Annotated in this window: 23 protein-coding genes; 9 read left to right on the forward strand and 14 right to left on the reverse strand. The window is 64.2% G+C overall.

The features are described from left to right. Window positions 1-111 precede the first annotated feature (111 nt). The 3 genes from lexA (at window position 112) to WDM24_RS22035 (ending at window position 1,977) form a co-directional block, all read left to right on the forward strand. The gene (lexA, locus tag WDM24_RS22025; protein ID WP_338826869.1) at window positions 112-816 is read left to right on the forward strand and encodes a transcriptional repressor LexA; all 705 of its coding nucleotides are present in this window, start codon (window positions 112-114) and stop codon (window positions 814-816) included. Between the two features lie 342 nt (window positions 817-1,158). Continuing rightward, window positions 1,159-1,587 carry a hypothetical protein gene (locus WDM24_RS22030; RefSeq protein ID WP_166295120.1) on the forward strand — a complete coding sequence of 143 codons (429 nt, stop codon included), beginning with the start codon at window positions 1,159-1,161 and terminating at the stop codon, window positions 1,585-1,587. Window positions 1,588-1,749: 162 nt separating this feature from the next. Next, on the forward strand, window positions 1,750-1,977 hold the full coding sequence (locus WDM24_RS22035; protein ID WP_166295119.1) for a hypothetical protein: 228 nt from the start codon (window positions 1,750-1,752) through the stop codon (window positions 1,975-1,977). A 96-nt stretch (window positions 1,978-2,073) separates the two neighbouring features. Here the strand turns inward: WDM24_RS22035 and WDM24_RS22040 are convergent, their stop codons facing one another. Beyond that, a complete protein-coding gene (locus WDM24_RS22040) occupies window positions 2,074-4,359 on the reverse strand; it encodes a ComEC/Rec2 family competence protein (RefSeq protein WP_338826872.1) in 2,286 nt (761 codons plus the stop codon). A gap of 433 nt (window positions 4,360-4,792) precedes the next feature. Between WDM24_RS22040 and WDM24_RS22045 the strand changes: the two genes are divergently transcribed. Further along, a complete protein-coding gene (locus WDM24_RS22045; protein ID WP_166295892.1) occupies window positions 4,793-6,121 on the forward strand; it encodes an MFS transporter in 1,329 nt (442 codons plus the stop codon). 334 nt (window positions 6,122-6,455) lie between these two features. On the opposite strand, the gene WDM24_RS22050 is transcribed toward WDM24_RS22045, so the two are convergent. After that, window positions 6,456-6,818, reverse strand: coding sequence for an SPW repeat protein (locus tag WDM24_RS22050; RefSeq protein WP_338688717.1), 363 nt, complete (start codon window positions 6,816-6,818; stop codon window positions 6,456-6,458). Window positions 6,819-7,057: 239 nt separating this feature from the next. On the opposite strand from WDM24_RS22050, the gene WDM24_RS22055 reads away from it, so the two are divergent. Together WDM24_RS22055 and glnA are read left to right on the forward strand one after the other, a co-directional pair. After that, complete coding sequence (locus tag WDM24_RS22055) at window positions 7,058-7,240, forward strand: hypothetical protein (RefSeq protein WP_166295895.1); 183 nt, start codon at window positions 7,058-7,060, stop codon at window positions 7,238-7,240. Between the two features lie 113 nt (window positions 7,241-7,353). After that, the gene (gene glnA, locus WDM24_RS22060) at window positions 7,354-8,784 is read left to right on the forward strand and encodes a type I glutamate--ammonia ligase (RefSeq protein ID WP_338826875.1); all 1,431 of its coding nucleotides are present in this window, start codon (window positions 7,354-7,356) and stop codon (window positions 8,782-8,784) included. Between the two features lie 318 nt (window positions 8,785-9,102). Here the strand turns inward: glnA and WDM24_RS22065 are convergent, their stop codons facing one another. Then, the gene (locus WDM24_RS22065; protein WP_338688721.1) at window positions 9,103-9,489 is read right to left on the reverse strand and encodes a YybH family protein; all 387 of its coding nucleotides are present in this window, start codon (window positions 9,487-9,489) and stop codon (window positions 9,103-9,105) included. A 37-nt stretch (window positions 9,490-9,526) separates the two neighbouring features. Continuing rightward, window positions 9,527-11,209, reverse strand: a complete 1,683-nt coding sequence (locus WDM24_RS22070; protein ID WP_338826877.1) for a glutamine--tRNA ligase/YqeY domain fusion protein — start codon at window positions 11,207-11,209, stop codon at window positions 9,527-9,529. Window positions 11,210-11,374: 165 nt separating this feature from the next. Between WDM24_RS22070 and gltX the strand changes: the two genes are divergently transcribed. Continuing rightward, entirely contained in the window at window positions 11,375-12,796 is a 1,422-nt protein-coding gene (gltX, locus tag WDM24_RS22075) for a glutamate--tRNA ligase (RefSeq protein ID WP_338826879.1), read from the forward strand. A gap of 160 nt (window positions 12,797-12,956) precedes the next feature. Continuing rightward, window positions 12,957-14,258 carry a citrate synthase gene (gene gltA / locus WDM24_RS22080; protein WP_029080813.1) on the forward strand — a complete coding sequence of 434 codons (1,302 nt, stop codon included), beginning with the start codon at window positions 12,957-12,959 and terminating at the stop codon, window positions 14,256-14,258. A gap of 182 nt (window positions 14,259-14,440) precedes the next feature. Here gltA and lpxB read toward each other — a convergent pair whose 3' ends face one another. The 3 genes from lpxB to lpxA are packed head-to-tail and all read right to left on the reverse strand — an operon-like array spanning window position 14,441 to window position 17,290. Continuing rightward, complete coding sequence (gene lpxB / locus WDM24_RS22085) at window positions 14,441-15,619, reverse strand: lipid-A-disaccharide synthase (protein ID WP_338826882.1); 1,179 nt, start codon at window positions 15,617-15,619, stop codon at window positions 14,441-14,443. Further along, window positions 15,619-16,476, reverse strand: coding sequence for an LpxI family protein (locus tag WDM24_RS22090; protein WP_338701372.1), 858 nt, complete (start codon window positions 16,474-16,476; stop codon window positions 15,619-15,621). The genes lpxB and WDM24_RS22090 overlap by 1 nt, the downstream gene beginning before the upstream one ends. A 19-nt stretch (window positions 16,477-16,495) precedes the next feature. Further along, window positions 16,496-17,290 carry an acyl-ACP--UDP-N-acetylglucosamine O-acyltransferase gene (gene lpxA, locus WDM24_RS22095; RefSeq protein WP_338826884.1) on the reverse strand — a complete coding sequence of 265 codons (795 nt, stop codon included), beginning with the start codon at window positions 17,288-17,290 and terminating at the stop codon, window positions 16,496-16,498. Between the two features lie 137 nt (window positions 17,291-17,427). Here lpxA and WDM24_RS22100 point away from each other — a divergent pair, with 137 nt between their 5' ends. Beyond that, window positions 17,428-17,751 (forward strand): KTSC domain-containing protein, encoded by a 324-nt coding sequence (locus tag WDM24_RS22100; RefSeq protein WP_338688734.1) that lies wholly within the window; start codon window positions 17,428-17,430, stop codon window positions 17,749-17,751. A gap of 74 nt (window positions 17,752-17,825) precedes the next feature. Here WDM24_RS22100 and fabZ read toward each other — a convergent pair whose 3' ends face one another. From fabZ to WDM24_RS22135, 7 genes are all read right to left on the reverse strand, one after another. Further along, entirely contained in the window at window positions 17,826-18,284 is a 459-nt protein-coding gene (gene fabZ / locus WDM24_RS22105) for a 3-hydroxyacyl-ACP dehydratase FabZ (protein ID WP_029080806.1), read from the reverse strand. Beyond that, a complete protein-coding gene (gene lpxD, locus WDM24_RS22110; protein WP_166295922.1) occupies window positions 18,284-19,345 on the reverse strand; it encodes a UDP-3-O-(3-hydroxymyristoyl)glucosamine N-acyltransferase in 1,062 nt (353 codons plus the stop codon). The genes fabZ and lpxD overlap by 1 nt, the downstream gene beginning before the upstream one ends. Before the next feature lie 32 nt (window positions 19,346-19,377). After that, the gene (gene bamA / locus WDM24_RS22115; RefSeq protein ID WP_166295925.1) at window positions 19,378-21,918 is read right to left on the reverse strand and encodes an outer membrane protein assembly factor BamA; all 2,541 of its coding nucleotides are present in this window, start codon (window positions 21,916-21,918) and stop codon (window positions 19,378-19,380) included. A gap of 175 nt (window positions 21,919-22,093) precedes the next feature. Next, complete coding sequence (gene rseP, locus WDM24_RS22120) at window positions 22,094-23,245, reverse strand: RIP metalloprotease RseP (protein ID WP_338688739.1); 1,152 nt, start codon at window positions 23,243-23,245, stop codon at window positions 22,094-22,096. Window positions 23,246-23,288: 43 nt separating this feature from the next. Then, the gene (dxr, locus tag WDM24_RS22125; RefSeq protein WP_338688741.1) at window positions 23,289-24,515 is read right to left on the reverse strand and encodes a 1-deoxy-D-xylulose-5-phosphate reductoisomerase; all 1,227 of its coding nucleotides are present in this window, start codon (window positions 24,513-24,515) and stop codon (window positions 23,289-23,291) included. Between the two features lie 4 nt (window positions 24,516-24,519). Then, window positions 24,520-25,368 carry a phosphatidate cytidylyltransferase gene (locus WDM24_RS22130; RefSeq protein ID WP_338826888.1) on the reverse strand — a complete coding sequence of 283 codons (849 nt, stop codon included), beginning with the start codon at window positions 25,366-25,368 and terminating at the stop codon, window positions 24,520-24,522. Next, window positions 25,365-26,123 (reverse strand): isoprenyl transferase, encoded by a 759-nt coding sequence (locus WDM24_RS22135; RefSeq protein ID WP_166295937.1) that lies wholly within the window; start codon window positions 26,121-26,123, stop codon window positions 25,365-25,367. Before WDM24_RS22135 ends, WDM24_RS22130 begins: the two co-directional genes overlap by 4 nt. Between the last annotated feature and the right edge of the window lies 1 nt (window position 26,124).

Consider the following 26,124-nt stretch of genomic DNA (forward strand, 5'->3'; position numbering starts at 1 on the left):
ATCGGGAAGCCGCCAGGGAGCATTGCGCTCCCGAGATCAGGCCCCGTCTGAAAGGCCCCACCTGAAGAGTCTCGGAATCGAACGACGCTATCAACCGGGGGAATGCTCGAGATGCTCACGCGCAAACAGTTCGAACTTCTGCGTTTCATCAATGAACGTCTGAAGGAGGCCGGCGTGCCGCCCTCCTTCGACGAGATGAAGGATGCGCTCGACCTGCGCTCGAAGTCCGGTATCCACCGCCTGATCACTGCGCTGGAGGAGCGCGGCTTCATCCGCCGCCTGCCCAACCGCGCCCGCGCCATCGAGGTCATCAAGCTGCCCGAACTGTCGGCCGGCGGCGGCAATGGCCGCCGCGGCTTCACGCCGAGCGTCATCGAAGGCACCCTCGGCAAGCGCAGCAGCACGCCGCCGATCGCCGAGGACGACGGCAACCGTCCGGTCGCCGTCCCCGTGATGGGCCGGATCGCGGCCGGTACGCCGATCGAGGCGCTGCAGACCCGCAGCCACACCATCAGCGTGCCGCCCGACATGCTCGGCTCCGGCGAGCACTATGCGCTGGAAGTGCGCGGCGATTCCATGGTCGACGCCGGCATCCTCGACGGCGACATGGCGCTGATCCAGCGCAACGACGTCGCCAACACCGGCGACATCGTGGTGGCGCTGATCGACGAGGAGGAAGCCACCCTGAAGCGCTTCCGCCGCCGCGGTGCATCGATCGCGCTCGAGCCGGCCAACACTGCCTATGAAGTGCGCATCCTGCCGCCGAACCGGGTCCGCATCCAGGGCAAGCTGATCGGGCTGTATCGCAAATACTGACGGCGGCGGAGCATGATCCGGAAAAGTGCGGAGCGGTTTTCCGAAAAGATCATGCTCGAACAGACATATGGAGCGGGATGACGATTCGAAGAAAAGTCATCCCGATCCGGGAACGAGCAACAGATCGGATCGTTCCTTGGAAGATAGTGCGACGTGCGGACCACCTAGGATGCGCCCTGATACCTCTCGCGCAGTGTAGCGCGTTTGTGATTGAGGCGTTCGACGGCCAGTCGTACAATCGCCCAGAAACGAGCAGACACTCGTTTGCTATCGTCCACTCTGGTAGAGGCCTGCGCCTCAAGGAGAGGCACGGGTCGCTACCTCGAAAAGAGGAGCCATCCGATGTGTGACTATAGTCTGCACGCCGTGGCATCGCGCCCCGCCATTGTCGGAGAGACGCTGATCACCACGACTTTCCGCGGCACGTCGACCCGCGGCTTTGCTTCGGAGAACGATCCCACTGTCGCGGTCTGCATGCTGCCGGGCACCGAGCTCGCTTTCGCCGAGAACGTTCGCTACGACAGCCGCTGGATCTGGACCAAGACGATGAATTTCCGCGTCGGCGTGTTCAACGAAGTCGAGCCCGACGTGCCCGATCGCCATCATGACGCGGTCGAATTCCCCGACGGCAGCCACGTTCTGGTGACCCAGCTCGTCGAGGGACAGCGCGTCAGCGTGCTGCAATTGCCGGCACTGCATCCGCCGGTCGAGCACAAGCCGAAGGTTGTGGAGCGGCGGCCCTCCGCATTCGCGTCGCTGTTTTTGGGTTGAGCGCATCGTCGCCGCGGAATGAGCCATTCGGCGGCGGATGACCTTAGGCGATTTCGAGCGACCCCGGATTTCCGCTTCCGGGGCGCAGCAGGAGATTTGCGTCGGCGAGCGCCTTGGCGCATCATCGCGTACGGAGGACGTGCACTCACGGAAACCTGCGCAGTGGTCGACAAGGTCACATGGCAAAAGGCTGGACGCGTCACCGAGCCGGGCCGCTACATGTTCCGGTTCGGCTGGCTGACAGTGACGGCCGATGATCTCAAGGTCTGGGAGCAGTTTCCCGAGGCCGTCTTCACCCTGGTCAAGAAGCCCGACGCCGGCCCCGATTCCGACGAGTACCATCTCGGCCTGTTCGAGCTGCCGACCGGCCCCTCGCCCGGCAACGGCTGAAGCGTTTTCGAGCGAAGTGGACACCGGTTCGCGTGAAGAAAACGCGTGAAAACAAGAAACTAGAGTTTTGGTTCTGATTAAATCAGAACCAAAACTCTAGTCGTCGCCCTGCAGGTCGGTCTCGGCCGGGGTCGCATCGACTGCGCGCCGCGGCGCGGCGGCGGGTGTGCGGAGGACCGTCTCGCTCTCACCGTCACCGGGAACCGCCGGCGACCACGGCCGGTCGATGCCGCCGGGCTTCACCGCGTCAATGGCGTAGCCGGCGCTGGTCCGCCGCAGCACCAGCGCACCGTGGCTCCGCAGCCGCTCGGCATCGATCACCGAGGCCGCGCAACCCTGCGGCGCCGGCCGCGCGGTGACGATCAGCGCCGCCCGCTCGCAATCGTCGGCCAGCGCCTCCGGCCGCATCGCCAGCGCGACGAAGGCGCCGCCCGGGCCCTGGGTGACGCAGCCGCTCGGATCGCAGGAGACGCCCTCGCCGAGCGACGCATCGACGGCGGTCCGCGCATCGGCATCCGCCGCCAGCCATTCCTTGACCAGGAATGCATCCTTCGCGCTATGCATCAGATGCAGCCGCCCGTCGCCGCCGCGCACCGCGACGTTGCGGCCGTCGGCAGAAATCAGCACGTCCGGCAGAGGGGCCCTCAGCGCCCAGACTGTGGCCACCACCAGCAGCACCGCGCCGGACCAGCGCAGCGGCGTGCGCAACAGCCCAAGCAGGATGATGCCCGCGCTTGCGACGATCAGCGGCCCGATGCCGAACGCCGCCATCCGCCCGACCGCGCCAGGCAGCGCGGCGACCCATTGCGTCACCAAAATCATCCAGTCGATGCCAAAGCCCATGATCGCCCAGAACACGCCATCAAAGCCGAACGGCATGGCGAGGAGGCCGAGCAGGCCCGCCGGCATAACGATCGCCGACACCACCGGCATCGCCGCGAGGTTGGCGAGCAGCCCGTAGGGCGTCACGCGATGGAAATGGAACGCGGCGTAGGGTGTCGTCGCCAGCCCCGCCACCAGCGAGGCCAGCATCAGCATCGTGAGCTCACGGCCGCCCCACAACGCAACCCGCGCGGTCGCCGAATGGTCGGGCGAGGCCAACAGGTTCGGCAGCCCGATCTGCACCAGCGCCACCAGCCCGAGCGTCGCGGCAAACGACATCTGGAAGCTCGGATGCACCAGCGCCTCCGGCGCGATCGCGAGCACGATCAGCGCCGCCACCGCCAGCGTGCGGAAGGTGATCGCGCGGCGGTCGACCATCACCGCGATCAGCACCACGGCCGTCATGAAGAACGATCGCTGCGTTGCGACCTCCGCCCCCGACAGCAAGAGATAGAACGCCGCGGCGACGAGCGCGGCCGCCGCGGCCCATTTCTTGATCGGATGCCCCGCCGTCAGCGCAGGAAACAGCGCGAGCAGCGCGCGCACCGCGAAGAACACCACGCCCGCGACCACGGCCATGTGGTAGCCGGAGATCGACAGCACATGGCCGAGCCCCGAGATGAACATCGCATCGTTGACCGGCGTCGAGATCGCGTCGCGCCGGCCGGTCAGCAGCGCGGTTGCGATCGCGCGCTGATCGCCGTCGAGCGTGGTGCGGATGCGCGCGTCGATGGCGTCACGCAGGCCCTGCATGAAGGCGGCATAGCGCAGCGCCAAGCCGCCGGCTGCCGGTGGTTCCCTGGTCTTGACCGCGCCCATCACGAAGCCGGAGGCGCCGATGCTCTGGAAATAGAGGTCGCGGCCGAAATCATAGGAGCCCGGACGCTGCGGCCCGAGCGGCGGCATCAGCCGCGCCTTCAATTCGACGAAGCTGCCGACATCGGGCGCGGTGCCCTTCTTCACCGAGAGCCTGACGCGCTCGAGCTTCGTCATGTCGCGCGGGCTCTCCATCGAGACCACGCGCAGCACGAAGCGATCGGTCTTCTCGCGGATGTCGCGCGTCTCGACGAAGCCGGTCAGCGCCACCGAGAACATCGGCCGCGCCAGCACCGTGTGGCCAATTCGCGCCGTCTTCCACGTCGCTGTCGCAAAGCCCGCCGCGACCGCAGCCAGCATCACGATGGCGGGAAACACGCGGCGCCGCCGCAGCAACAGCGCCAGCAGGCAGAGCGCAATTGCGACGCCGGCCGCGACCGACAGCACCGGCTCGTGCTCGGCCGCGAAATAGAAGGCGATGCCGGTGCCGAACGCCACCGGCACCCATGGCAAAAGCCGGCCGGCGCCCGCCTCCGCGCGCGCCCATTGCTGCAACGTCTCGATGAAAGGCTGCCAGATGCTGGCGCGCGCCGGGACATAGCCGCCGACGGGCGCAGCCGCACGCGGCGGCCACGTCCCCGCGTAGCCGCGTTTGCCGCCCGGCGTCGTGCCCTGCTCCGCCATTCCGCTTGCGATCCCTGCCGGGACGCGAAACTACCGGAAGCTGTGACCTCGCCGCTAGCGGAACGGATGCAGAATACGGACCGGCAAGGCCGGATACCTGGATCGTCCTGCACCTCGCCTACCCCGCGCCGGGCCACAGCTGCCGCCTGCGTCAAACCGATCGAGCCGAAAGTCTCATTAGGTACCGATCCCATTGGGATTAAACTGCCCTGATGCCTTCACTCCCGGACAGCCAGGGATAAGGCAGTGATAGCTCGCGGCACCTGAAGGCCGCTGGAGCTCCTCTCAGGTGGCTCACAACTCCCCTGAGACCAGGCGTTGCGGACGAACTCGCAAATCTCGCCTGTAACGCCGCGCACCACGCGCACTCCGCGAGCGGATCAATCGCTGAAAAAACGCGAGGAGTAGCGTTTGCATTTGATAGGAGCAGCACATGACAATTCAAGTACCTAGCGATTTTCGTCGCGTGATTGTCGCTGCGTCAGTGGGAAACATCATTGAATGGTACGACTTCTATATCTTTGGCAGCCTGGCCGCAGTTCTGTCGGTCAAGTTCTTTGAGCAATCCCACCCCGTCGCAGCCCTGCTGAGCACGATCGCGCTGTTCACTGCGGGATTCCTGATCCGTCCGCTGGGGGCCTTCCTGTTCGGATGGATGGGCGATCGGGTCGGCCGCAAATATACATTCCTCATTACGCTGACCGGAATGGGCCTTGGAACGGGAGCGATCGGACTGATCCCAACTTATGAGTCGATCGGCCTGACGGCCGCATTCCTTCTATTCGGCTTGCGGATGATCCAGGGTCTATGCTTGGGCGGCGAATATGGTGGCGCCATCACCTACGTCGCCGAGCATGTTCCGGACGACAGCCGCGGCTACTACACGGGCTGGCTACAAACCTCGCCGACGCTCGGGATCGTGGTGTCGCTGGCCGTGATCGTTCTGACCCGGACATGGGCCGGCAATCAGGCCTTTGACGAATGGGCGTGGCGCGTTCCGTTCCTGGTCTCGTTCCTGCTGGTGGCCATCGCCATCTACATCCGCCTCCAGCTCCAGGAGACGCCGATTTTCCAGGAGATCAAGGCGCGCGGACAGATGACCAGGAATCCCTGGCGGGAAGCTTTCCTCAGCGCCAACATCAAGTACATCTTGATCGCCATCGTCGTCCTGATCGGACAGGGCGTGGTCTGGTACAGCGGTCAATTCTGGGCACTGTACTTCCTGCAGCAGGTCTCCAAGGTCGATGCGATTACCTCGGCCTACATCGTGGGAACCGCACTGCTGATCGCAACGCCGAGCCTGATCTTCTTTGGCTGGTTGTCGGATCACATCGGCCGCAAATCCGTGATCCTCGGCGGAATGCTGCTTGCCGCGATCACCTACTATCCGCTGTATCTGTGGCTCGGCATGGTCACGCAGCCGGGGCACATCAACTATCCGGTCGCCGTCTTCATCATCTTCATCCTCGTCTGCTACGTCGGGATGGTGTACGGGCCGGTCGGCGCGTTCCTGGCGGAGTTCTTCCCGGCGAGGATCAGGTACACCTCGGTCTCGGTGCCGTATCATATCGGCAATGGTTGGGGCGGCGGATTGGTGCCGTTCATCACATCAGCTGCCTTCGCAGCGACCGGCAGCATCGGCTACGCGCTGATCTACCCGATTGTCGTTCCCGCGGTGTGCTTCGTGATCGCCCTCTTCATCATGCCGGAGACACGCAAGACCAGAATTTGGGAGCAGATCGAGGAGAGAGTCGCGTCGTGACGGAGCGACCCTGCTGAGGGGCGACTAGAGCATTTCCCGTTCCGATGGAATCGGAACGGGGCTCTAGAATCTTGTTTTTGACGCGTTTTCTTTACGCGAACCGGTATCCATTTCGCTCGAAAACCCTCTACCCCTGCAGCAAAAGTTATGGCCGCCTTCCAGCAAGTGCGGACGATAGTTCTGAATCGTCCCGTACTCGCCGTCTCTGGCGTGATTTCTCTGCAGAGCCTGCATCCGTGTTACGTCGACGCGGCCCGGAGGGGATATGCTCCACGCAATTCCAACCTCCCCGGCCGCCAGTAGCGGTCAGGCCAACGTTTCAGTCGGCTTCCGCTCAGCCAACTCGGTGATGCCAGCGATCGTGCCACCAGGTGGCGAAATCACGATCCATCGCCAGCTCCCAGCAAGCGAGCACGATCACCACGATGCCGGCGAGCACGCTGCTCGTCGTGACCGATCCCTGTTCGTAGCTGAACGTCCAGGGTGCCAACACCAGAGCCAAGCCCATCAGCATCTCGCCCCATTCCTCCAGATAGGACGGAATGATGAATGCCTCCACGGCAAACAGCACGACGCCCAATCCGAGCGCGATGGAGATCCAGAGAGCTGCCCCGGAGAAGCCCAGTGCAAACGGCGACGCGACCAACCAGACGCCCACCAACAGGCTGGCAGCATCCTGCCAGTGTTGAATGCGCATAATCCTCACCTCCTTCTTCCGAAGACATGGTGCGGCGGGGACAAAAAAGCATCTATCCGACCTGCGATGTGTTGCCGCTGCTGATCCGCAAAGCCACGTCCCTCCGGGCGGGAAAGCGCTCTTGCAATCGCGCGGCATCAGGATGCACACTGTCTGCGCTTGACCAGGTGTCAACGTCTGCGGTTCGCGGCCCGACCGGTGTCCCACGGTTGCGCTCAGGACGAGAGGAGTATGACGCCATGCGAGAAACCGAAATCCACGACTATGCGCGGCAATTGCTTGAGGCACATGGCGTCAGGGCCATTGCGGAAGCTGCCCAAAACGCCATCGAGCTCGAAGCAAAAGGCGAGGCCGAGCTGGCCAGAACCTGGCGGCATATCGAAGACGCCATGAAGCTGATGCGCGGGCCGCACCAAAGCTGAGGCCGCCAGCGCGCAGCGCAGAACGTGGAGCAGGATCCGTCTCAAGCCGCCTTGTGGCGACTGAACGGCAGCACAATTTCAACGACGCGGCTCTCCATAACAGGAGTGAAGCCATGTTTCCGACGTGCGCAACAGCCGAAGATCTCGTGAAGGCGATCAACGACGAGAAAGTGCAGATGATCGATCTGCGCTTCACCGATTTGCCGGGGCTATGGCAACATTTTTCGGTCCCGCCGAGCGCGGCGAGCATCGACGCCCTCAGCGAAGGGATCGGATTCGACGGTTCATCGATCCGCGGCTTTCAGGAAATCCATGAAAGCGACATGCTGGTCGTCCCGGACCCGACCACGGCTTTCCTCGACCCGTATTCCCCTGCATCCACCCTGGTATTGATCTGCAACATCCGCGACCCCGTGACCGGTCAATCCTATAGCCGTGATGCCCGCTACATCGCCCAGAAAGCCGAAACCCACCTGAAGGCCACGGGCCACGCCGATATCAGCTACTTCGGTCCGGAGGCGGAATTCTTCGTGTTCGACAGCGTGCGCTACGGACAGGGCATCAATTACGCTTTTCACGAAATCGATTCCGATGAGGGCAGCTGGAACACCGGCTCGGAGGAAGCGCCCAATCTGGCACACAAGCCGCGCCCTAAAGAGGGATACTTTCCGGTACCCCCGACGGACAGCATGCAGGCGCTCCGCACCGAAATGGTGTTGACCATGGAGCAGCTCGGCATCCAGATCGAAGCCCATCACCATGAAGTCGCGACCGGTGGGCAGAACGAAATCGACATGCGCTTCACCACGCTCACGCGCATGGCGGACAATCTGATGATCTACAAATACGTGGTGAAGAACACCGCCCGCCAGAACGGCATGACCGCAACGTTCATGCCAAAACCGTTGTTCGAGGACAACGCGTCTGGAATGCATGTTCATCAGTCGCTGTGGAAGGGCGAGACCAACCTGTTCTACGACAGGGGCGACTATGCCGAACTGAGCCAGCTCGCCCGCCACTATATCGGCGGCCTGTTGACCCATGCCTGGGCATTGTGCGGGCTTTGCGCCCCGACCACCAACTCCTATCGACGTCTGGTGCCGGGCTATGAGGCTCCGATCAATCTGGTCTATTCCCAACGCAACCGATCGGCCTGCTGCCGCATTCCGATGTATTCGCCGAACCCGAAGGCCAAGCGCGTCGAATTTCGCTCGCCGGATCCCTCCTGCAATCCCTATCTGGCGTTTGCCGCGATGCTGATGGCAGGTCTCGACGGCATCAACAACAAGATCGACCCGGGCAGCCCGATCGACAAGAACCTCTACGACCTGCCGCCCGCCGAGGCCAGGGAGGTCAAGTCAACGCCCGGGTCACTGGACCAGGCGCTGGATGCGCTCGAACGCGATCACGCGTTCCTGCTGCGCAGCGATGTCTTCACCGCGGACGTGATCGAAACCTGGCTCGACTATAAACGGAAGAAGGAGGTCGATCCCATCAGATTGCGACCTCATCCCTACGAGTTCCATTTGTACTACGACATCTAGCGGCGACCGCACGCTCTGTGCGGACCAACCGAGTGCTCAATCAGGGGCTCGCCTCCCGCCACAACGGCGTGGGATACCGGAGTCGCCCGTCCAGTCGGGGCGGCCCAACACCCGGAAAGCGCTCCCCGCGGCCTACGACCTTGGTCCCTCCTCGCCATGCAGCGAGATCCGGATAGCCTGCAAGTTGGGTGCAAGATCGCTTGGACGAGCGGGAGCCGCGAGGCGCACGACGCTCGGCCCCACGCACCGCCTATGCACTCTCCCTGACTACGAGCGCCCGCCGGCCCTCGACCTTTGTGTCACGATCCAGCGCGAAGCTTAGATCAATGGCGTCTGCGACGAGACGTGGTGGCAGGAGATCTTCCAGTCGCCGTCCTCGCGCGCGATCACCCAGGTGATCTTGACGGCGAGCGAGGGCGCATCTCCGTCAAGGAAGAAGGACGCGATAGCGGCCATGTTGACAAGGCCGTCGTTCACCCGCTCGGTCCTGACCTCGCTGAACTGGACGCGCGGTGTATTCCAGCGCGGCAGGCCGTTGAAATACGCCTTCACGCCGTCGCGGCCGCGATAGAGCGTCGGGTTAGAGCCGAAGAAGAACGCGTGCTGCGAATAGAGCGCAGCAAGCGCGTCCGCATCGAGCTTGCTGAAGCCTGCGGACCATCTTGCGATGACGGCGGAGGCGATATCGTCGGCTTCATCAGGCATCGATCGCCTCCCCCTACTTGCTTTGCGCTGGACCGCGCTAACCCTTGCCGCCGACTTCCTTGGCAAAGGTGTCGCGCAGGCCGATGGTGCGGTTGAACACGAGCTTGTCCGGCGACGAATCCGGATCGCGCACGAAATAGCCCTGCCGCTCGAACTGCATCACGTCGGGTGAATTGCTCTCGGCGATCGCAGGCTCGACCCGCGCGCCGGTCAGCACTTCCAGCGACTGCGGATTGAGATCGGCAGCGAAATCGGCCGCATTCGGGCTCGGGTTGGCGAACAGCTGATTGTAGATGCGGATCTCCGCCGGCTTCGACTGCGCCGCCGGCAGCCAGTGCATCGTCGCCTTGACCTTGCGGCCGTCGGGCGCATTGCCGCCCTTGGTCGCGGGATCGTACGTCGCGCGCAGCTCGACGATCTCGCCGGCGTCGTCCTTCACCGCGCCGGTGCACTTGATGAAGTAGGCATAGCGCAGCCGCACCTCGTTGCCGGGCGAGAGGCGGAAGAACTTCTTCGGCGGGTTCTCCATGAAGTCGTCGCGCTCGATATAGAGCTCGCGGCCGAACGCGATCTTGCGGGTGCCGGCCTCCGGATTGTCGGGATGGTTGATCGCCTCGATCTCCTCGACCTGCCCTTCCGGATAGTTCTCGATCACGACCTTGAGCGGCCGCAGCACCGCCATGCGGCGCAGCGCGGTGCGGTTCAGCTCCTCGCGGATGCAGAACTCGAGCATGCCGACATCGACCACGCTGTTGGCCTTGGCAACCCCGATGCGCTTGATGAATTCGCGCACCGCAGCCGGCGGCACGCCGCGCCGCTTCAGGCCGGCAATCGTCGGCATGCGCGGATCGTCCCAGCCCGAGACGTGACCGTCGCGAACCAGCTGGGTCAGCACGCGCTTGGACAGCAGCGTGTAGGTCAAATTGAGCCGCGCCATTTCATACTGCCGCGGCTTCGACGGCACCGGCAGCTTGTCGAGCAGCCACTCGTAGAGCGGCCGGTGATCCTCGAACTCCAGCGTGCAGATCGAATGGGTGATGCCCTCGATCGCGTCGGACTGGCCGTGCGCGTAATCATAGCTCGGATAGATCGACCATTTATCGCCGGTGCGCGGATGGTGGGCGTGCAGGATGCGGTACAGCACGGGATCGCGCAGGTTGATGTTGCCGGCCGCCATATCGATTTTTGCGCGCAGCACACGGGCGCCGTTCGAGAACTCGCCGGCCTTCATGCGGCGGAACAGGTCGAGGTTCTCCTCGACCGAACGGTCGCGGAACGGCGAGTTCTTGCCGGGCTCGGTCAGCGTGCCGCGGGACAGCCGGATCTCCTCCTGCGACTGATCGTCGACATAGGCGTGGCCGGCCTTGATCAGGCCCTCGGCCCAATCGTACAGGCGCTCGAAATAATCAGACGCAAAGAAGAGGTTGGTTCCCCAATCGTAGCCGAGCCAATGGACGTCGGCCTGGATGGAGTCGATGTACTCCTGCTCCTCCTTGGTCGGGTTGGTGTCGTCGAAGCGCAAATTGCACTGGCCGCCGAACTCCTGGGCGATGCCGAAATTCAGGGCGATCGACTTGGCGTGGCCGATATGCAGGTAGCCGTTCGGCTCCGGCGGAAAACGGGTCACGATCCGGTTGTGCTTGTGGGAGGAGAGATCGGCCTGGACGATGTCGCGGATGAAGTCGCGCCCTGCCTCTGCCGTCGCCGTATCAGTCGTCATCAAAGGGTTCCCTGGAGGAGTCAGCTCAACCTTCTGCCAAATTCGCGCGGTCGGGCCAAGCCTAGTTTGGAGCCTGGTCTGGCGGGCAAAACGTCAACCAAAGCTTTAGTTATGTCCGGTTCCTGCTATACACCACCGCCGTTCCCGCATACGTCTCGCTTGATCATGACCAATTCCGTCGTTACCCGCTTCGCCCCCTCACCGACCGGCTTCCTCCACATCGGAGGCGCCCGCACCGCGCTATTCAACTGGCTCTACGCCAGGAAGCTCGGCGGCAAGATGCTGCTCCGGATCGAGGACACCGACCGTGAACGCTCCACCAAGGAGGCGATCGACGCCATCCTGGACGGCCTGAAGTGGCTGGAGCTCGATTGGGACGGCGACGTCATCTACCAGTTCAGCCGCGCCGCCCGCCATCGCGAGGTCGCCGAAAGCCTGCTCGCCGCCGGGCGTGCCTATTATTGCTATGCCTCGCCGGAAGAGCTCACCGCGATGCGCGAGAAGGCCCGCGCCGAGGGACGCACCCGCCTCTATGACGGCATGTGGCGCGACCGCGATCCGGCGACGGCCCCGGCGGGCATCAAGCCGACCATCCGCCTCAAGGCGCCGCAGACCGGCGAGACCGTGATCGAGGATCAGGTCCAGGGCCGCGTGGTCTGGCAGAATGAGAACCTCGACGACCTCGTCCTGCTGCGCGGCGACGGCACCCCGACCTACATGCTCGCGGTCGTGGTCGACGACCACGATATGGGCGTTACCCATATCATCCGCGGCGACGACCACCTGATCAACGCCGCCCGTCAGAAGCAGATCTACGACGCGCTGGAGTGGGAGCTGCCGAGCATGTCCCACATCCCGCTGATCCACGGCCCCGACGGCTCGAAACTGTCGAAGCGCCATGGCGCGCTCGGCGTCGATGCCTATCGCGCGCTGGGCTATCTGCCGGCCGCCTTGCGCAACTACCTCGTGCGGCTCGGCTGGAGCCATGGCGATCAGGAGATATTCTCGACCCAGGAGATGATCGACGCGTTCGACCTCTCGGGGATCGGCCGCTCGGCTGCGCGGTTCGATTTCGCCAAGCTGGAAAACCTCAACGGTCACTATATCCGCCAGAGCGACGATCAATCCCTCGTGACCCAGTTCGAGAGCGTGCTGGATTATGTTCCTGACGGCGCCGCGCTGAAGGCCAAGCTCAACGACACCACCCGCGCGCAATTGCTGCGGGCGATGCCGAGCCTGAAGGAGCGCGCCAAGACGCTGATCGAGCTGATCTCCGGCGCCTACTTCATCTTCGCCGATCGTCCGCTTGAGCTCGATCCGAAGGCGACGGCGCTGCTGACGCCGGAAACGCGCGCGCTGATCGGCCGGCTGCGCACCGCGCTGGAAGTCGTGAACGACTGGACGGCGGAAACCACCGAGACCGCCATGCGGAATTTCGCCGAGCAGAACAACCTGAAACTCGGCGCCGTCGCCCAGCCGCTGCGGGTGGCGCTGACGGGACGGACAACGTCGCCCGGCATATTCGACGTGCTGGCCGTGCTGGGACGCCAGGAGTGCCTTGCCCGTCTCGCCGATCAGGCGGCGTAATCCTGCATGGACCCCCTCCAGGGTCCATCTTGCAGCGCACATTGCAATGAGCTACCCATCCCCCGACGCTTTCTTCACAAGCCGTTCCGCCCCGCCACGGGCCGCAAATTAGCGACTGGGCAAGGTCGGTTTTCGCAACGAATTCATCGGGGATATCGCGATGGACGCAAAATCCAGCAAGACAGCCACACTCACCATCGGCAACAAGAATTACGATTTCCCGATCCTGAGCGGCACGGTTGGGCCTGATGTCATCGACATCGGCAAGCTCTACGGCCAGGCCGGGGTGTTCACCTACGACCCCGGCTTCACCTCGACCGGCAGCTGCCAGTCGAAGATCACCTATATCGACGGCGACGCCGGTATCCTCGAATACCGTGGCTATCCGATCGAGCAACTCGCCGAACACGGCGACTTCCTCGAAACCTGCTATTTGCTGCTCTACGGGGAGCTTCCGACCCCGGCGCAGAAGAAGGATTTCGACCATCGCGTGATCCATCACACGATGGTGCATGAGCAGATGGCCCGCTTTTTCCAGGGCTTCCGCCGCGACGCCCATCCGATGGCGATCATGGTTGCCGCCGTCGGCGCACTCGCCGCGTTCTACCACGACTCCACCGACATCAACGATCCGCGGCAGCGCATGATCGCCTCGATGCGGATGATTGCGAAGGTGCCGACGCTGGCAGCGATGGCCTACAAGTACACCATCGGCCAGCCCTTCATGTATCCGAAGAACTCGCTGTCCTTCGCCGAGAACTTCCTGCAGATGTGCTTCGGCGTACCTTGCGAGGAATACAAGATCAACCCGGTGCTCGCCGACGCGCTCGACAAGATCTTCATCCTGCATGCCGATCACGAGCAGAACGCGTCGACCTCGACGGTGCGTATCGCCGGCTCTTCCGGCGCCAACCCGTTTGCCTGCATCGCGGCCGGCATCGCCTGCCTGTGGGGCCCGGCCCATGGCGGCGCCAACGAAGCGGCGCTCGCCATGTTGTCCTCGATCGGATCGGTCGACAAGATTCCCGAGTTCATCGCCAAGGTGAAGGACAAGAACAGCGAAGTCCGCCTGATGGGCTTCGGTCACCGCGTCTACAAGAACTATGATCCGCGCGCCAAGATCATGCAGAAGATGTGTCACGCGGTGCTGGCCGAGACCGGCCATGGCGACGACCCGATGCTGAAGGTCGCGCTCGAGCTCGAGAAGATCGCGCTCAGCGATCCCTATTTCATCGACCGCAAGCTCTACCCGAACGTCGACTTCTATTCGGGCATCACGCTGAAGGCGATGGGCTTCCCGACCTCGATGTTCACCGTGCTGTTCGCAGTCGCCCGCACCGTCGGCTGGATCAGCCAGTGGAGCGAGATGATCGAGGATCCGCAGCAGAAGATCGGCCGTCCGCGCCAGCTCTACACCGGCGTGGCGCGCCGCGACTATGTGACGATCGACAAGCGCAAGTAAGCTCGCAAGCAAGCTTCATCCTCAAGAGAATCCGAGACGGCGCCATCATCCCCGATGGCGCCGATTTCGTTTGCCCCGCGCAACTTCGGTCGCCAGCGCATCGAGGCGTGGCAGCCGGCACGTACAATGCAAGCGGAACCGCTTCGGCGGGATGCCGCCGCAGGCAAGCTCGTTGTCGATGATTAGCCCGACCGCCCGTTCATCGTCGCCAGCACGATGTCCGCCGCCCGGACGCTCGGCGGCTGATCGCCGGCCGACATCTTCGCATCCATCGTCGCGAACGCCACGAGCTGACGCAGACGCTCGGGCGTGTCCGCGAGCACCTCGCCCAGCGCCTGCGCGAGCTTCTCCGGCGTGCAGTCCTCCTGCAGGAATTCCGGGATGATCTCGCTGCCGATCACGAGATTGGCGAGGATCACCGACGACACCCGGATCGCACGGCGCAGGATGAACGCTTCGGCGGCGCCGACGCGATAGGCCGTCACCATCGGAATGCCCGACAGCGCGAGCTCGAGCGTCACGGTGCCCGACTTGGCGAGCGCGGCGCGCGCCACGCGGAATGCGGCGCGCTTCTCTGTCTCACCGACCGCGAGCCGCGGCACGACCGGCCACGACGCGATGCCTTCGCGCACCATTGCCTCGAGATGCGGCATGGTGGGAAGCACGAGCTCGAACGATTTTTGCTTGCCGAGCTGACCGAGCGCCGCGCCGAACAGCGCCAGATGATGCCTGATCTCGCTGCGGCGGCTGCCCGGTAGCACCAGCAGGACCGGCGGCTCGGCGTCGCGGCGCTTCTGCTCCTCCGCGTTCGGCCGCAGTGAGGCGAATTGCTCGGTCAGGGGATGGCCGACATAGCTGCATGGTGGTCCCTGCAGCTTGCGATATTCCTCGGGCTCGAAGGGCAGCAGCGCGAGCACGTGATCGACGTAGCTCCGCATCGCGTGCGCCCTGCCCGGCCGCCACGCCCACACCGACGGCGAGACGTAGTCGACGATCGGGATATCAGGGTTGCGGGCGCGGACGCGACGGGCGACGCGGTGGGTGAAGTCCGGGCTGTCGATGATGACGAGCATATTGGGCGCATCAGCGAGCACCGCATCGGCGGTGCGGCGGATCAATCGCAATATCTTCGGCAATTGCTTCACGACGGCGGCAAAGCCCATGATCGAGAGTTCCTCGATCGGAAACAGCGGCGTGATACCCTCGCTTGTCATCGCCAGGCCGCCGACGCCGGAAAATTGCACGCCATCGCCGAGACGCTGGCGCAGCACCTTCATCAGCGCCGCGCCGAGCCGATCGCCGGATTCCTCGGTCGCGATGAGGAAGATCTTGCGGGGCGTGCTGGGAGGGCGCGCCTGCATCAGCCCGCCAGTCCGATGACAAAGAGCCCCCTGGCGTCGGCGGCCTCGATCAAGGCCTGCGGTTCGGCGGCCAGCGTGTTGCCGGCGATCACGGCGATGCCGGCGATGCCGGCCGCGGCCGCGCCCTCAACCGTCCGCGGACCGATGGTCGGCAGATCGAAGCGCAGGTCCTGGCTGTTCTTCGGCGCCTTCACCAGCACCCCGCGGCCGGCCTTGGCGCGAATCCGGCCCTCGGTGCGCAGCCGCGCCACCCGCGCCAGCAACCCGTCGGTGCCTTCGATATCCTCGACCGCAACCACGTGCCCGTCGATCACCACCGCCGCTTGACCGATGTCGAACGGGCCGAGCGCGTCGAGCACGCCGCGGCCGCGCGCGATGTCGGCGAGCGCGGCACTGTCCGGCGTCGCGCGCGTCACGGCGCCCTCGGGCATCAGGAGATCGGGCGCGACATCCTTGATTCCGACCATGCGGAATCCCTGCTGCTCGAGAATGCGGCCGACACTCGACAGCAAATGATCGTCGCCGCCGCGAAAGGCGCGCACGACATGGCCGAGCAGGCGCAGCGTGCCCCAGTCGAGCCGGATCTCCGACAGCGCGGGACGCACCAGCGTGCCGATGAAGATCAGGTCGCGGCAGCCTTCATCGCGGAATAGCCGGGTCGCCCGCCCGAGCTGGCCGACCGAGATCCAGCGATGACGAAAGCGCTGCGCGCGCGCGGGATCGCAGGCGCCGCGCAGCGCGAACAACACCGGCGTGATGCCGCGCGAGGTCAGGGACTCCGCGACCGCGAACGGCATGGCGCCGCCGCCGGCGATGACGCCGACCGGCGAGGAAAGCGAGGGAGCCGCTGACGTCATGCTGGCGGCCATTCCATGCTCAATCAGTGTTGGCTGGAAGGCAGAGCGGCCGGAGCTTGCCGCCCTCGATGAAGGCGAGGATTTCAGCGATCGCGGGATCCTCTGCCGCCAGCGGCTGCACCGAGGCCAGCCGCTCGGCAAAGATGCCGGGGCCGTGGAACAGCTTTTGATAGAACGCGCGCACCGTCGCCAGCCGCGACTTGGTGAACTGGCGGCGCCGCATGCCGATGATGTTGAGGCCTTCGAGCACCGCGTATTGTCCGTTGGCAAGCCCGAACGGGATGATGTCGCCGCGCACGCCGCAAACGCCACCGATCATCACCTGCGAGCCGACACGGGTGAACTGGTGCACCGCCGACAGGCCGCCGATATAGACGAAGTCGCCGATCTCGCAGTGGCCGCCGAGCGTCGCCGACGTCGCGAAGATCACGCCATTGCCGACCATGCAATCATGGCCGACATGGCTGTTGTTCATGAAGAAGCCGCGATCGCCGACGCGGGTGAGCCCGCCGCCCTTGATCGTGCCGACGTTCATCGTCACGCCCTCGCGGATCGTGCAGGCTTCGCCGACTTCGAGACGGGTCGGCTCGCCGCGATAGCTGAGATCCTGCGGCGGTCCGCCGAGCGCGGCAAACGGCGAGATGACGCAGCCGGCGCCGATCCTGGTATGCCCGCTGATCGTGACATGCGCGATCAGCTTGCAGTTCTCGCCGAGCACGACATTGGGGCCGATGATGCAGTACGGACCGATCTCGGTGCCGGCCCCGATCACAGCGCCATCCGCAATCCGCGCAGTGGGGTCGATCATGCTCATGCAGTTCAGGTCCGGAATTCGTTAATGGCGCCAAAGCGCTATGCTGTCAGTTGGGCGGTCGTTAGCGCGACTTTGCCTGCCCTGTCCAGTGACGTATGATGACGGCCTGTTGCAAATGAGAAGGTCGCAACCGATCCATGGTCCGGGCTGCCGCGCTGATCCTCAGCCTGCTCTCTGCGCCGATCGGCCCGGAGACGGTCGATCTCGGCAACAGCACGACCGTCGATCTCTCGAGCTTCGAATGCCGCGATATCAATCGCAGCACGATCGTCCAGCGGGTCTGTTACAGCGCAGGCGAGCGCGCGCTGTTGGTCGCGGTCAGGGGCAGCTACCAGCACTATTGCGGCGTGCCCACTGAGACCTTCGACGCGCTGATGAACGCGCCGTCGATGGGCGTCTTCCTCAATCGCGTGTTGCGGATCGCCGGTGCCGACGGCCGATATCTCTGCCGAACGTCCTGACACGATCGTCTAGAACTTCTCGTTTTGAGGTGTTTTCTTCACGCGAACCGGTGTCCACTTCGCTCGAAAACGCTCTAATCCGTCAGCATCGCACCGACATCGGCTTCGGCGACGACCTGGCCGTTGACCTTGGCATCGCCGTGAAACCACCACATCGTCTTGCGCCGGCCGAGCGAGCGCATGTGGTACTCGATGGTGTCGCCGGGCATCACCGGCTTGCGGAACTTGCACTTGTCGATGGTGAGGAAATACACCGCGCGCGGCTTCTCGGTGCCTTCGACGGATTTGATGCCGATCACGCCGGCGGTCTGGGCCATCGCCTCGATCATCATCACGCCGGGATAAACCGGGCGGTCCGGGAAATGCCCCTGAAACGGCGGCTCGTTGAAGGTGACGTTCTTGATGCCGATGCCGCTGTAGTCGGTGCGGATCTTGACGACCCGATCGATCAACAACATCGGAAAGCGGTGCGGGAGCGTCTTGAGGATATCGTTGATATCCACCAGCTCGAATTTGACCGGTGCCTCCTCCATCACTCCTTCCCCTCGCCCTTCGTTTCGTTGTCGCGCACCAGCCGCTCCACCGCGATGATTTCCCTGAACCACTGCTTGGTCGGCTTGGCAAAATGCCCGCCCCAGCGGCCGTTGGGTGGGATGTCGTCCTTGACCGCGCTCATCGCCGTCACCTGGGCACCGTCGCCGATCTTGAGGTGGTTGTTGATTCCCACCTTGGCGCCGAGCGCGACGTTGTCGCCGATCGTCAGGCTGCCTGCGAGCCCGATCTGGGCCGCGAGCAGGCAATGCCGGCCGATGGTCACATTGTGGCCGATCTGGACCTGATTGTCGATTTTGGTGCCCTCGCCAATCACCGTGTCGCGCAGGGAACCACGGTCGATGGTCGAGGCGGCGCCGACCTCGACATTGTTCTGGATCACCACGCGGCCGGTCTGCGGCACCTTCACATGGCCCGCCGGCCCGAAGAAGATGAAGCCATAGCCGTCCTGGCCGATATTGCAGCCGGTATGGATCAGGACGTTGTTGCCGATCAGCGCGAACTGAATGGTGGTCTTGGCGCCGACATTGCAGTCGCGGCCGATCTTGACGTCCGCCCCGATCACCGCGCCGGCGCCGATAATCGTGCCCGCGCCGATCTCGACCCGCGGGCCGATCACGACCAAGGGATCGACGATGACGCCGTCCTCGAGACGCGCGGTGGGATCGATGATCGCCGACGGTGCGATGCCCTCGGTATCGAACCAGGATTGCGGCCGCAGCGCATCGGCGTGCCATTCGCGGGCGAGCTCGACGAAGACCTGGAACGGCTTGTTGGCCCGCAGCACGGCCGTGCCCTTGGGCACCTGCGCCTCGAAGCGCGGGCTGACCAGGCACGCGCCGGCCTTGGTCACGGCAAGCTGGTCGGCATATTTGAGATTGTCAAAGAAGGCGAGATGCATCGGACCGGCCTCGTCGAGCGAGGCCAGCCCTCTGATCTTATGCGCGCCCCTTGCGGGGTCGACCAGATGCGCCTTCGTCAGCGCGGCGATCTCAGCCAGCGTTGACGAAGGGGGACTCTTGAAGAAGATCGGCTGCGCCATTCCATCCGTCGCAGTCCGGTCGGCAATCGGTCTTAGAACGTCGTACCGCCGCCAAACCGGAATTCTTGCGTGCGGTCATACGCACCCTTGGTCAGCGGCACTGCGTAATCGAAGCGCAGCGGGCCGAACGGTGACTGCCAGATCAGGCCAACACCGACCGAGGTACGGACGACCTTGCTATCGTCATAGCTCAGGCCAAGGCAGGTGCCCGGAGTCGGCGGGTTCGTCGTCGGCTTGATACAACCGGGCACGTTGACCTCGCCGGTTGCCGCCCACGAGGTCGGGCCCTTGTAGTCGTACAGGCCGCCGGCGTCGGCATAGACCGCGCCCTTGAGCCCGACTTCCTTCGGCAGGAACCAGAACGGCATCTGCAGTTCCGCCGACACGCCCCAATACTTGGTGCCGCCGATCGCGTCCATGGTGCCGTAGGGATTGATGTCACGCGGACCGATGCCGTTCGGCGCGAAGCCGCGGACCAGGTTCGGGCCCATCTGGAAGTGATCCAGCATGCGCAGATCCTGGCTGCCGAGCTTGTTCAGGATGCCGCCCTGGGCGTGGATCAGGCCGACGAGATCAGAGACCAGCGGGGTGTAGTACTTCGCGTCGACCGCGCTCTTGATGTAGCTGACGTCGCCGCCGACGCCGGCGAAGTCCTGCTTGAAGTCGACGATCAGACCGTCGGTCGGGTTCTTGTTGTTGTCGAGGGTGTTGTAGTTGAGCGTATAGCCCAGCGCCGAGGTCAGGGTCTTGCCGCCCGCCAGCTCCTTGCGAACCGGCAGCGAGGCTTCGCCGTCGAAGTAGCAGCCGAGACCATTGGTCGACGTCAGATCGATGCCGTTGAGGTTCGCATAGGCCGGGCTCGGGTTGAACGCGGGATTCGGCGTTCCATCCGGCAGGGTCTGCACGTTGTTACAGTTGTTCAACGTCGACGGCAGCGTGATTTCCTGCTGATAGATCGAGTAGCGCAGCTGCAGCGAGAGATCTTCCCGCAGGCTGAAGCCGAGCCGCGGGCTGAAGCCCAGCGTCTTTGTGCCGTACGCGATGTAGCTGTTGGACAGCTGCTGGCGCTGATAGAAGTCGAGACCGAGCGCGACGCGGTAGTCGAGCAGATAGGGCTCGACGAACGACAGCGAATAGCCGCGGGCATACTGGCCGTAGGTCACCGACGCCTTCGCGAACAGGCCGCGGCCGAGCAGATTGCGCTCGGACACGCTGACTTCGGCCAGCGCGCCATCGGTGGTCGAGTAACCGCCCGACACCGAGAAGTCGCCAGTCGACTTCTCTTCGAGATCGACGATCAGGATGACGCGATCGCTGGAGGAGCCCGGCTCGGTGGTGATCTTGACGGTCTTGAAGAAGTCGAGGTTCTTCAGCCGGCGCTCGGCACGGTCGACCAGCGCGCGGTTGTAGGCGTCACCCTCGGAGATATCGAACTCGCGGCGGATCACGTAGTCGCGGGTGCGGCTGTTGCCGCGGACATTGATACGCTCGATATAGGTGCGCGGTCCTTCGTCGATCGCGAACGTGATCGACACCGTGTGATTGTCGAAATTGCGATCACCGCGCGGCCGGACCACCGCGAAGGCATAGCCGCGGCGCGACGCCTCGATCTGCATTTCCTCGACCGACTTCTCCAGCGCCTCGGCGTTGTAGAGCGAGCCGACATTGACGCGCGAATAGGTGCGCAGCGCGTTCGGGTCGAGCGTTGAGATCGACGAGGTGTAGTTGACGGCGGCGACGCGGTATTGCTGGCCTTCTTCGATCTTGAAGGTAACCAGGAAGCCCTTCTTGTCGGGATCGTATTCGGTCAGCGCGGCCACGACCTGGACGTCGGCATAGCCATTCTTGAGGTAGAAGCGGCGAATCAGATCGCGGTCAGCCTCGACCCGGTCGGGATCGTAGACGTCGTTGCCGCCGAGGAAGCTCAGCAGGTTCGATTCGCGGGTCTTGATGATGTCGCGCAGGCGGGACGCCGAATAGGCGTTGTTGCCGATGAACTCGATCGACCGGACGCCGGTCTTCACGCCTTCATTGACCTCGAAGATCAGGTCGACGCGGTTGTTCGGCTGCTCGATGATCTGCGGATTGACCCGCACGTCGTAACGGCCGGAGCGACGGTAGATTTCGGCGATGCGCAGGGCGTCCGACTGGACCATCGGGCGCGAGAAGGTGCCGCGCGGCTTCGACTGGACTTCGGCAGTGAGCTGCTCGTCCTTGACCTTCTTGTTGCCCTCGAAGGCGACACGGCCGATCACCGGGTTCTCGACCACGACCACGACAAGGCGTCCGCCTCGCTGGTCGATGTGGACGTCCTGGAACAGACCGGTCTCGATCAGCGCCTTCAGGCCGTCGTCGATCTGGGCCTGGCCCAGCCGACCGCCCGGTCCGGGATGGAAATAGGAGCGGATGGTTTCGAGTTCGACGCGGCGATTCCCCTCCACCGTGATCGAATCGACGGTCTGCGCATACGCAGGCGCAGAAACAGCTACGGCCGCCAAGGTGGCAGCCACCGGCACGGCGAACATGACCAAGGCGGCGAACAGCCCCCCCCTCACTCGCATTCCAAACATCATGCGCTGCGCGCCCTTATCTTAGCGATGCCGGATCGTTCCCCAACGCCCCGACAGATTCCCAACCTACCGCCCAGCTTGTAACCAGTTTTGCCAAGGGGGCAAACTTACTACAGCCGAACATTTCCATTTTCGTACCAACACGTTGCTCATCGGCAACGCCACAGAAAAGCCCGTTTTAGGACCCGGCGATCCTGAGGATGTCGTTATACGTCGCAAACACCATCAGCATCAGGACCAAACCCAGCCCGATTCGGAAACCCACCTCCTGCGTCCGCTCCGACAGCGGGCGTCCACGGAGCGCCTCCGCGCCGTAGAACAGCAGGTGGCCGCCATCCAGGAGCGGGATCGGGAACAGGTTCAAGAGGCCAATCGAGACCGACAGGATGGCACAAAGGTTCACAACGAATTGGAAACCTGCGCTCGCGGCCTGACCGGACAGCTTTGCGATTCCGATGACCCCACTTACCTCGCCCGGATTGCCGGTTCCCACGAACAGCGACCCGAGGAACTTGAAGGTGCTGGCAATGATGTACCAAACCTGCTCGACACCGATTTTCAGGGCTTCCAGAACGCCGACGGAGGCGCTGGTTGCTTCGCCAGTCTGAGCCTTGTGCTCGATTCCGAGCACGCCGATTCGGTGGGCATTGCCGAAGGGGTCCTTGACCTCCTTGAGCGCCGGCGTGGCAGTGAGCGAGACAATCTGGCCATCCCGCTTCACTTTGAACCCAAGAGCTGAACCTGCATTCGAAGCTACGATCCGCTGCATGTCGGCGAAGCTTTGAATCGCGCTGCCGTCGATGTCCACGACGATATCGCCGACCTTGAAGCCGGAGGTCGCGGCGACGCTCTCGGCGACCAGACCATCGACCCGCGCGATCGTGCTCGGCTTGCCGTAATAGAGCGCCATACCCGCAAAGATCAGGGCGCCGAGAATGAAATTCGCCACTGGACCGGCGACGACGATGGCGGTGCGCTTTCCGACCGACTTGTGGTGGAAGCTGCCCTGGCGCTCCTCAGCCGTCATGGAGGCGAGCGTCTCCGTCGACGGCGTCGACGCCTCGCTGTCGTCGCCGAAGAACTTGACGTAACCGCCGAGCGGAATCGCGGAGAGCTTCCAGCGCGTGCCATGCCGGTCATTGAAGCCGGCAAGCTCCGGCCCGAACCCCAGCGAGAAAGTCAGCACCTTCACGCCAGCCCAGCGCGCAACCAGGAAATGGCCAAGCTCGTGAAAGAAGACAACGATCGTCAGGACGAATAGGAAGGGAACAATATAGCCGATGAGCCCGTGGCTCAACGCATTGAAATAATGAAGAAAAAATTCGGGCATTCGATTTCCCTCGACAAGAGCCAGAGGCTCCGTCCCCAACCCTCTAGGTTGCCTTTAAGGCAATTTGAGGCAATAGGGCGGCAGCTTTATTTCGCGCGATATGGTCAACGGAAATCGCATCATCCGCCGAGTGCAGTGGTGGCTGATTCCCCGACCTGATCCAATCGTTCATTGTCGCCTCGACCAGCCGGGCGATCGCGCCGAACTTGATCTTGCCGGCGATGAAGGCTGCGACCGCGACCTCGTTCGCGGCATTGTACACGGTGGTCGCGCCGTGCCCGCTCCGCAGCGCCTCGTAGGCCAGTCGCAGCCCGGGGAAGCGCTGGAAATCCGGCGCCTCGAAGGTGAGCTGGCCGATCTTGGCGAGATCGAGCTTGGCGGACGGGCCGACGACGCGATCAGGCCAGCCTAGGCAGTGCGCGATCGGGATCCGCATGTCGGGCGTGCCGAGCTGGGCCACCACCGAGCGGTCGGAGAACTCGACCATGCCGTGGATGATCGATTGCGGGTGCACCAGCACGTCGATCTCGTCGGGCGCCAGCGCGAAAAGGTAGGACGCCTCGATCACCTCGAGGCCCTTGTTCATCATCGAGGCGGAATCGATCGTAATCTTCTGCCCCATGCTCCAGTTGGGATGCTTCAGCGCCTGTTCCAGCGTCGCCTGCTCGATGTCGGCGGGGGCCCAGGTGCGGAACGGCCCGCCTGACGCGGTGATGATCACCCGCGTCAGTTCCTCGCGATTGCCGGAAGCCAGCGCCTGGAACAGCGCATTATGCTCGGAGTCCGCCGGCAGGATGCAGGCGCCGGCCTTCTTGGCCCGCTCCATGAAGATATCGCCGGCACAGACCAAACATTCCTTGTTGGCGAGCGCGACGGTGGCGCCACGATCGACCGCGGCAAGCGCCGGCTTTAGTCCGGCCGCGCCGCTGACCGCCGCCATCACCCATTCGGCCGGCCGCGCGGCCGCTTCGATGATGGCGCTCTCCCCGGCCCCGCATTCGATCCGGGTTCCGGCGAGCGCGTCCTTCAGTTCGGAAAGCCTGGCAGGATCGGCAATGGCGGCGAACCGCGCGCCGAACTCCTTGGCGAGCTTCGCCAGTCCCTCGACATTGCTGTTCGCGGTCAGCGCCTCGACCCGGTAGCGGTCGCGCGCGCCCCGCAGCAGATCCATCGTGCTGTCGCCGATCGAGCCGGTGGCACCGAGGACGGTCACGGTCCGCGCGGCGGATGCCGCCGCGGCCTTGTTGTTACGCAACGGAACTGCGCTCATCTCATCACCAAACCATAAGACCGCGCCCGACGCCATCGGCGCCACCACGGAGAAAGCCGAAAATCGCCGCCACAATGACGGCCGCGACAAATCCGTCCAGGCGGTCCAGGAGGCCGCCATGGCCGGGAATGATGTGGCTCGAATCCTTCACGCCGAACCGCCGCTTCACCGCGGATTCGAAGAGATCGCCGAGCTGCGAAACCACCGACAACACGGCGCCGAGCAACAGCAGCGGCCCGGTCGTGCCGATCTCGAAGGCGGCTAAGCCGGCGGCAACGAGCAGGCTTGCGACGAAACCACCGGCGGCGCCGGCCCAGGTCTTCTTCGGACTGACCCGCACCCAGAGCTTCGGTCCGCCGATGCTGCGGCCCGCGAAATAGCCGCCGATATCGGTGACCCACACGATCAGCAATACGAACATCAGCGCGGCGAATCCCTTCGCCGCATCGAGGCGCAGCAGCACCGATGCGACCTCGGCCCCCGCCGCATAGAGCAATCCCGCAACGGCCCAGTTGCGCCGCGCGCCCGACGTCAGGGCGACAACGACAGCGCCGACGGCGAGCACGATCAGGGCGACATCGATCCGACCCGCCATCAGGCCAAGTCCGGCAAGCAGCAGCGCGACGACGCCCGGCACCACGACGCGGAGCTCGCGTCCGAGGCCGGTAACAACAAGCCATTCGGCGAACAATCCGACCGCCGCCAGCGTCACCAGAAGCGACCAGGCGACGCCACCCAGATAGGCCAGTGCGATCGCGAGCGGCGCCAGCACCAGCGCCGCAACCACGCGCATCACGAGATTGCGCGATCCCTGCTCGCTCGCTGCCGCCGGTGCGGCTTCGCCCTCGGTCACGAGCCGGTTTTCGCAGCGAGGCCGCCGAACCTGCGCTCGCGCTTGCCGTATTCGGCAATCGCGCCTTCGAGCGCGGCCTTGTCGAAATCCGGCCAGTGAATCGGCACGAATACCAATTCGCTGTAGGCGGCCTGCCACATCAGGAAGTTCGACAGACGCTGCTCGCCGCTGGTGCGGATGATCAGATCGGGATCCGGAATGTCGGGCGCGTCGAGATATTGGCCGAGCGTGTCGGCATCGATGGAGTTGGCGTCGCGCTTGCCTTCGGCGACCTCGCGCGCAAGGCGCCGCGCGGCGGCGGCGATCTCCGCCCGCGAACCGTAGTTGAAAGCGACCACAAGGTTGAGCTTGTCGTTGTTCCTGGTCAGCTCCTCGGCCTCGTTGAGCAGCGCGCAGATGTCGGGGTCGAGCCCGTCCCGCTCGCCGATCACGCGCACCCGCACCCCGTCACGATGCAGCGTCGCCAGATCGTTGCGGATAAAGCGGCGCAACAGGCCGAACAGATCGCCGATCTCGCTCGCCGGCCGCGACCAGTTTTCCGAGCTGAAGGAAAAGATCGTGAGATAGACGATGCCGAGTTCATGGGCCGCACGCACCACGCGGCGCAGCGCCTCGACGCCGCGGCGATGGCCCTCGACGCGCGGCAGGCCGCGCGACGCCGCCCAGCGCCCGTTGCCGTCCATAATGATCGCCACATGCAACGGAGCACCGGAGCGATCCGGTCCGTCAGTTGCTGGGGCGGCAGCGTTCGACATC

The sequence above is a fragment of the Bradyrhizobium sp. 27S5 genome (genome assembly GCF_037217225.1).
GTDB lineage: Bacteria > Pseudomonadota > Alphaproteobacteria > Rhizobiales > Xanthobacteraceae > Bradyrhizobium > Bradyrhizobium septentrionale.

Bases quoted from the DNA above. Each gene is read 5' to 3' on its own strand.
- lexA (WP_338826869.1), top strand. From the start codon at position 112: ATGCTCACGCGCAAACAGTTCGAACTTCTGCGTTTCATCAATGAACGT.
- WDM24_RS22030 (WP_166295120.1), top strand. From the start codon at position 1,159: ATGTGTGACTATAGTCTGCACGCCGTGGCATCGCGCCCCGCCATTGTC.
- WDM24_RS22040 (WP_338826872.1), bottom strand. From the start codon at position 4,359: ATGGCGGAGCAGGGCACGACGCCGGGCGGCAAACGCGGCTACGCGGGG.
- WDM24_RS22045 (WP_166295892.1), top strand. From the start codon at position 4,793: ATGACAATTCAAGTACCTAGCGATTTTCGTCGCGTGATTGTCGCTGCG.
- WDM24_RS22050 (WP_338688717.1), bottom strand. From the start codon at position 6,818: ATGCGCATTCAACACTGGCAGGATGCTGCCAGCCTGTTGGTGGGCGTC.
- WDM24_RS22055 (WP_166295895.1), top strand. From the start codon at position 7,058: ATGCGAGAAACCGAAATCCACGACTATGCGCGGCAATTGCTTGAGGCA.
- glnA (WP_338826875.1), top strand. From the start codon at position 7,354: ATGTTTCCGACGTGCGCAACAGCCGAAGATCTCGTGAAGGCGATCAAC.
- WDM24_RS22065 (WP_338688721.1), bottom strand. From the start codon at position 9,489: ATGCCTGATGAAGCCGACGATATCGCCTCCGCCGTCATCGCAAGATGG.
- WDM24_RS22070 (WP_338826877.1), bottom strand. From the start codon at position 11,209: ATGACGACTGATACGGCGACGGCAGAGGCAGGGCGCGACTTCATCCGC.
- gltX (WP_338826879.1), top strand. From the start codon at position 11,375: ATGACCAATTCCGTCGTTACCCGCTTCGCCCCCTCACCGACCGGCTTC.
- gltA (WP_029080813.1), top strand. From the start codon at position 12,957: ATGGACGCAAAATCCAGCAAGACAGCCACACTCACCATCGGCAACAAG.
- lpxB (WP_338826882.1), bottom strand. From the start codon at position 15,619: ATGCAGGCGCGCCCTCCCAGCACGCCCCGCAAGATCTTCCTCATCGCG.
- WDM24_RS22090 (WP_338701372.1), bottom strand. From the start codon at position 16,476: ATGACGTCAGCGGCTCCCTCGCTTTCCTCGCCGGTCGGCGTCATCGCC.
- lpxA (WP_338826884.1), bottom strand. From the start codon at position 17,290: ATGAGCATGATCGACCCCACTGCGCGGATTGCGGATGGCGCTGTGATC.
- WDM24_RS22100 (WP_338688734.1), top strand. From the start codon at position 17,428: ATGGTCCGGGCTGCCGCGCTGATCCTCAGCCTGCTCTCTGCGCCGATC.
- fabZ (WP_029080806.1), bottom strand. From the start codon at position 18,284: ATGGAGGAGGCACCGGTCAAATTCGAGCTGGTGGATATCAACGATATC.
- lpxD (WP_166295922.1), bottom strand. From the start codon at position 19,345: ATGGCGCAGCCGATCTTCTTCAAGAGTCCCCCTTCGTCAACGCTGGCT.
- bamA (WP_166295925.1), bottom strand. From the start codon at position 21,918: ATGATGTTTGGAATGCGAGTGAGGGGGGGGCTGTTCGCCGCCTTGGTC.
- rseP (WP_338688739.1), bottom strand. From the start codon at position 23,245: ATGCCCGAATTTTTTCTTCATTATTTCAATGCGTTGAGCCACGGGCTC.
- dxr (WP_338688741.1), bottom strand. From the start codon at position 24,515: ATGAGCGCAGTTCCGTTGCGTAACAACAAGGCCGCGGCGGCATCCGCC.
- WDM24_RS22135 (WP_166295937.1), bottom strand. From the start codon at position 26,123: ATGTCGAACGCTGCCGCCCCAGCAACTGACGGACCGGATCGCTCCGGT.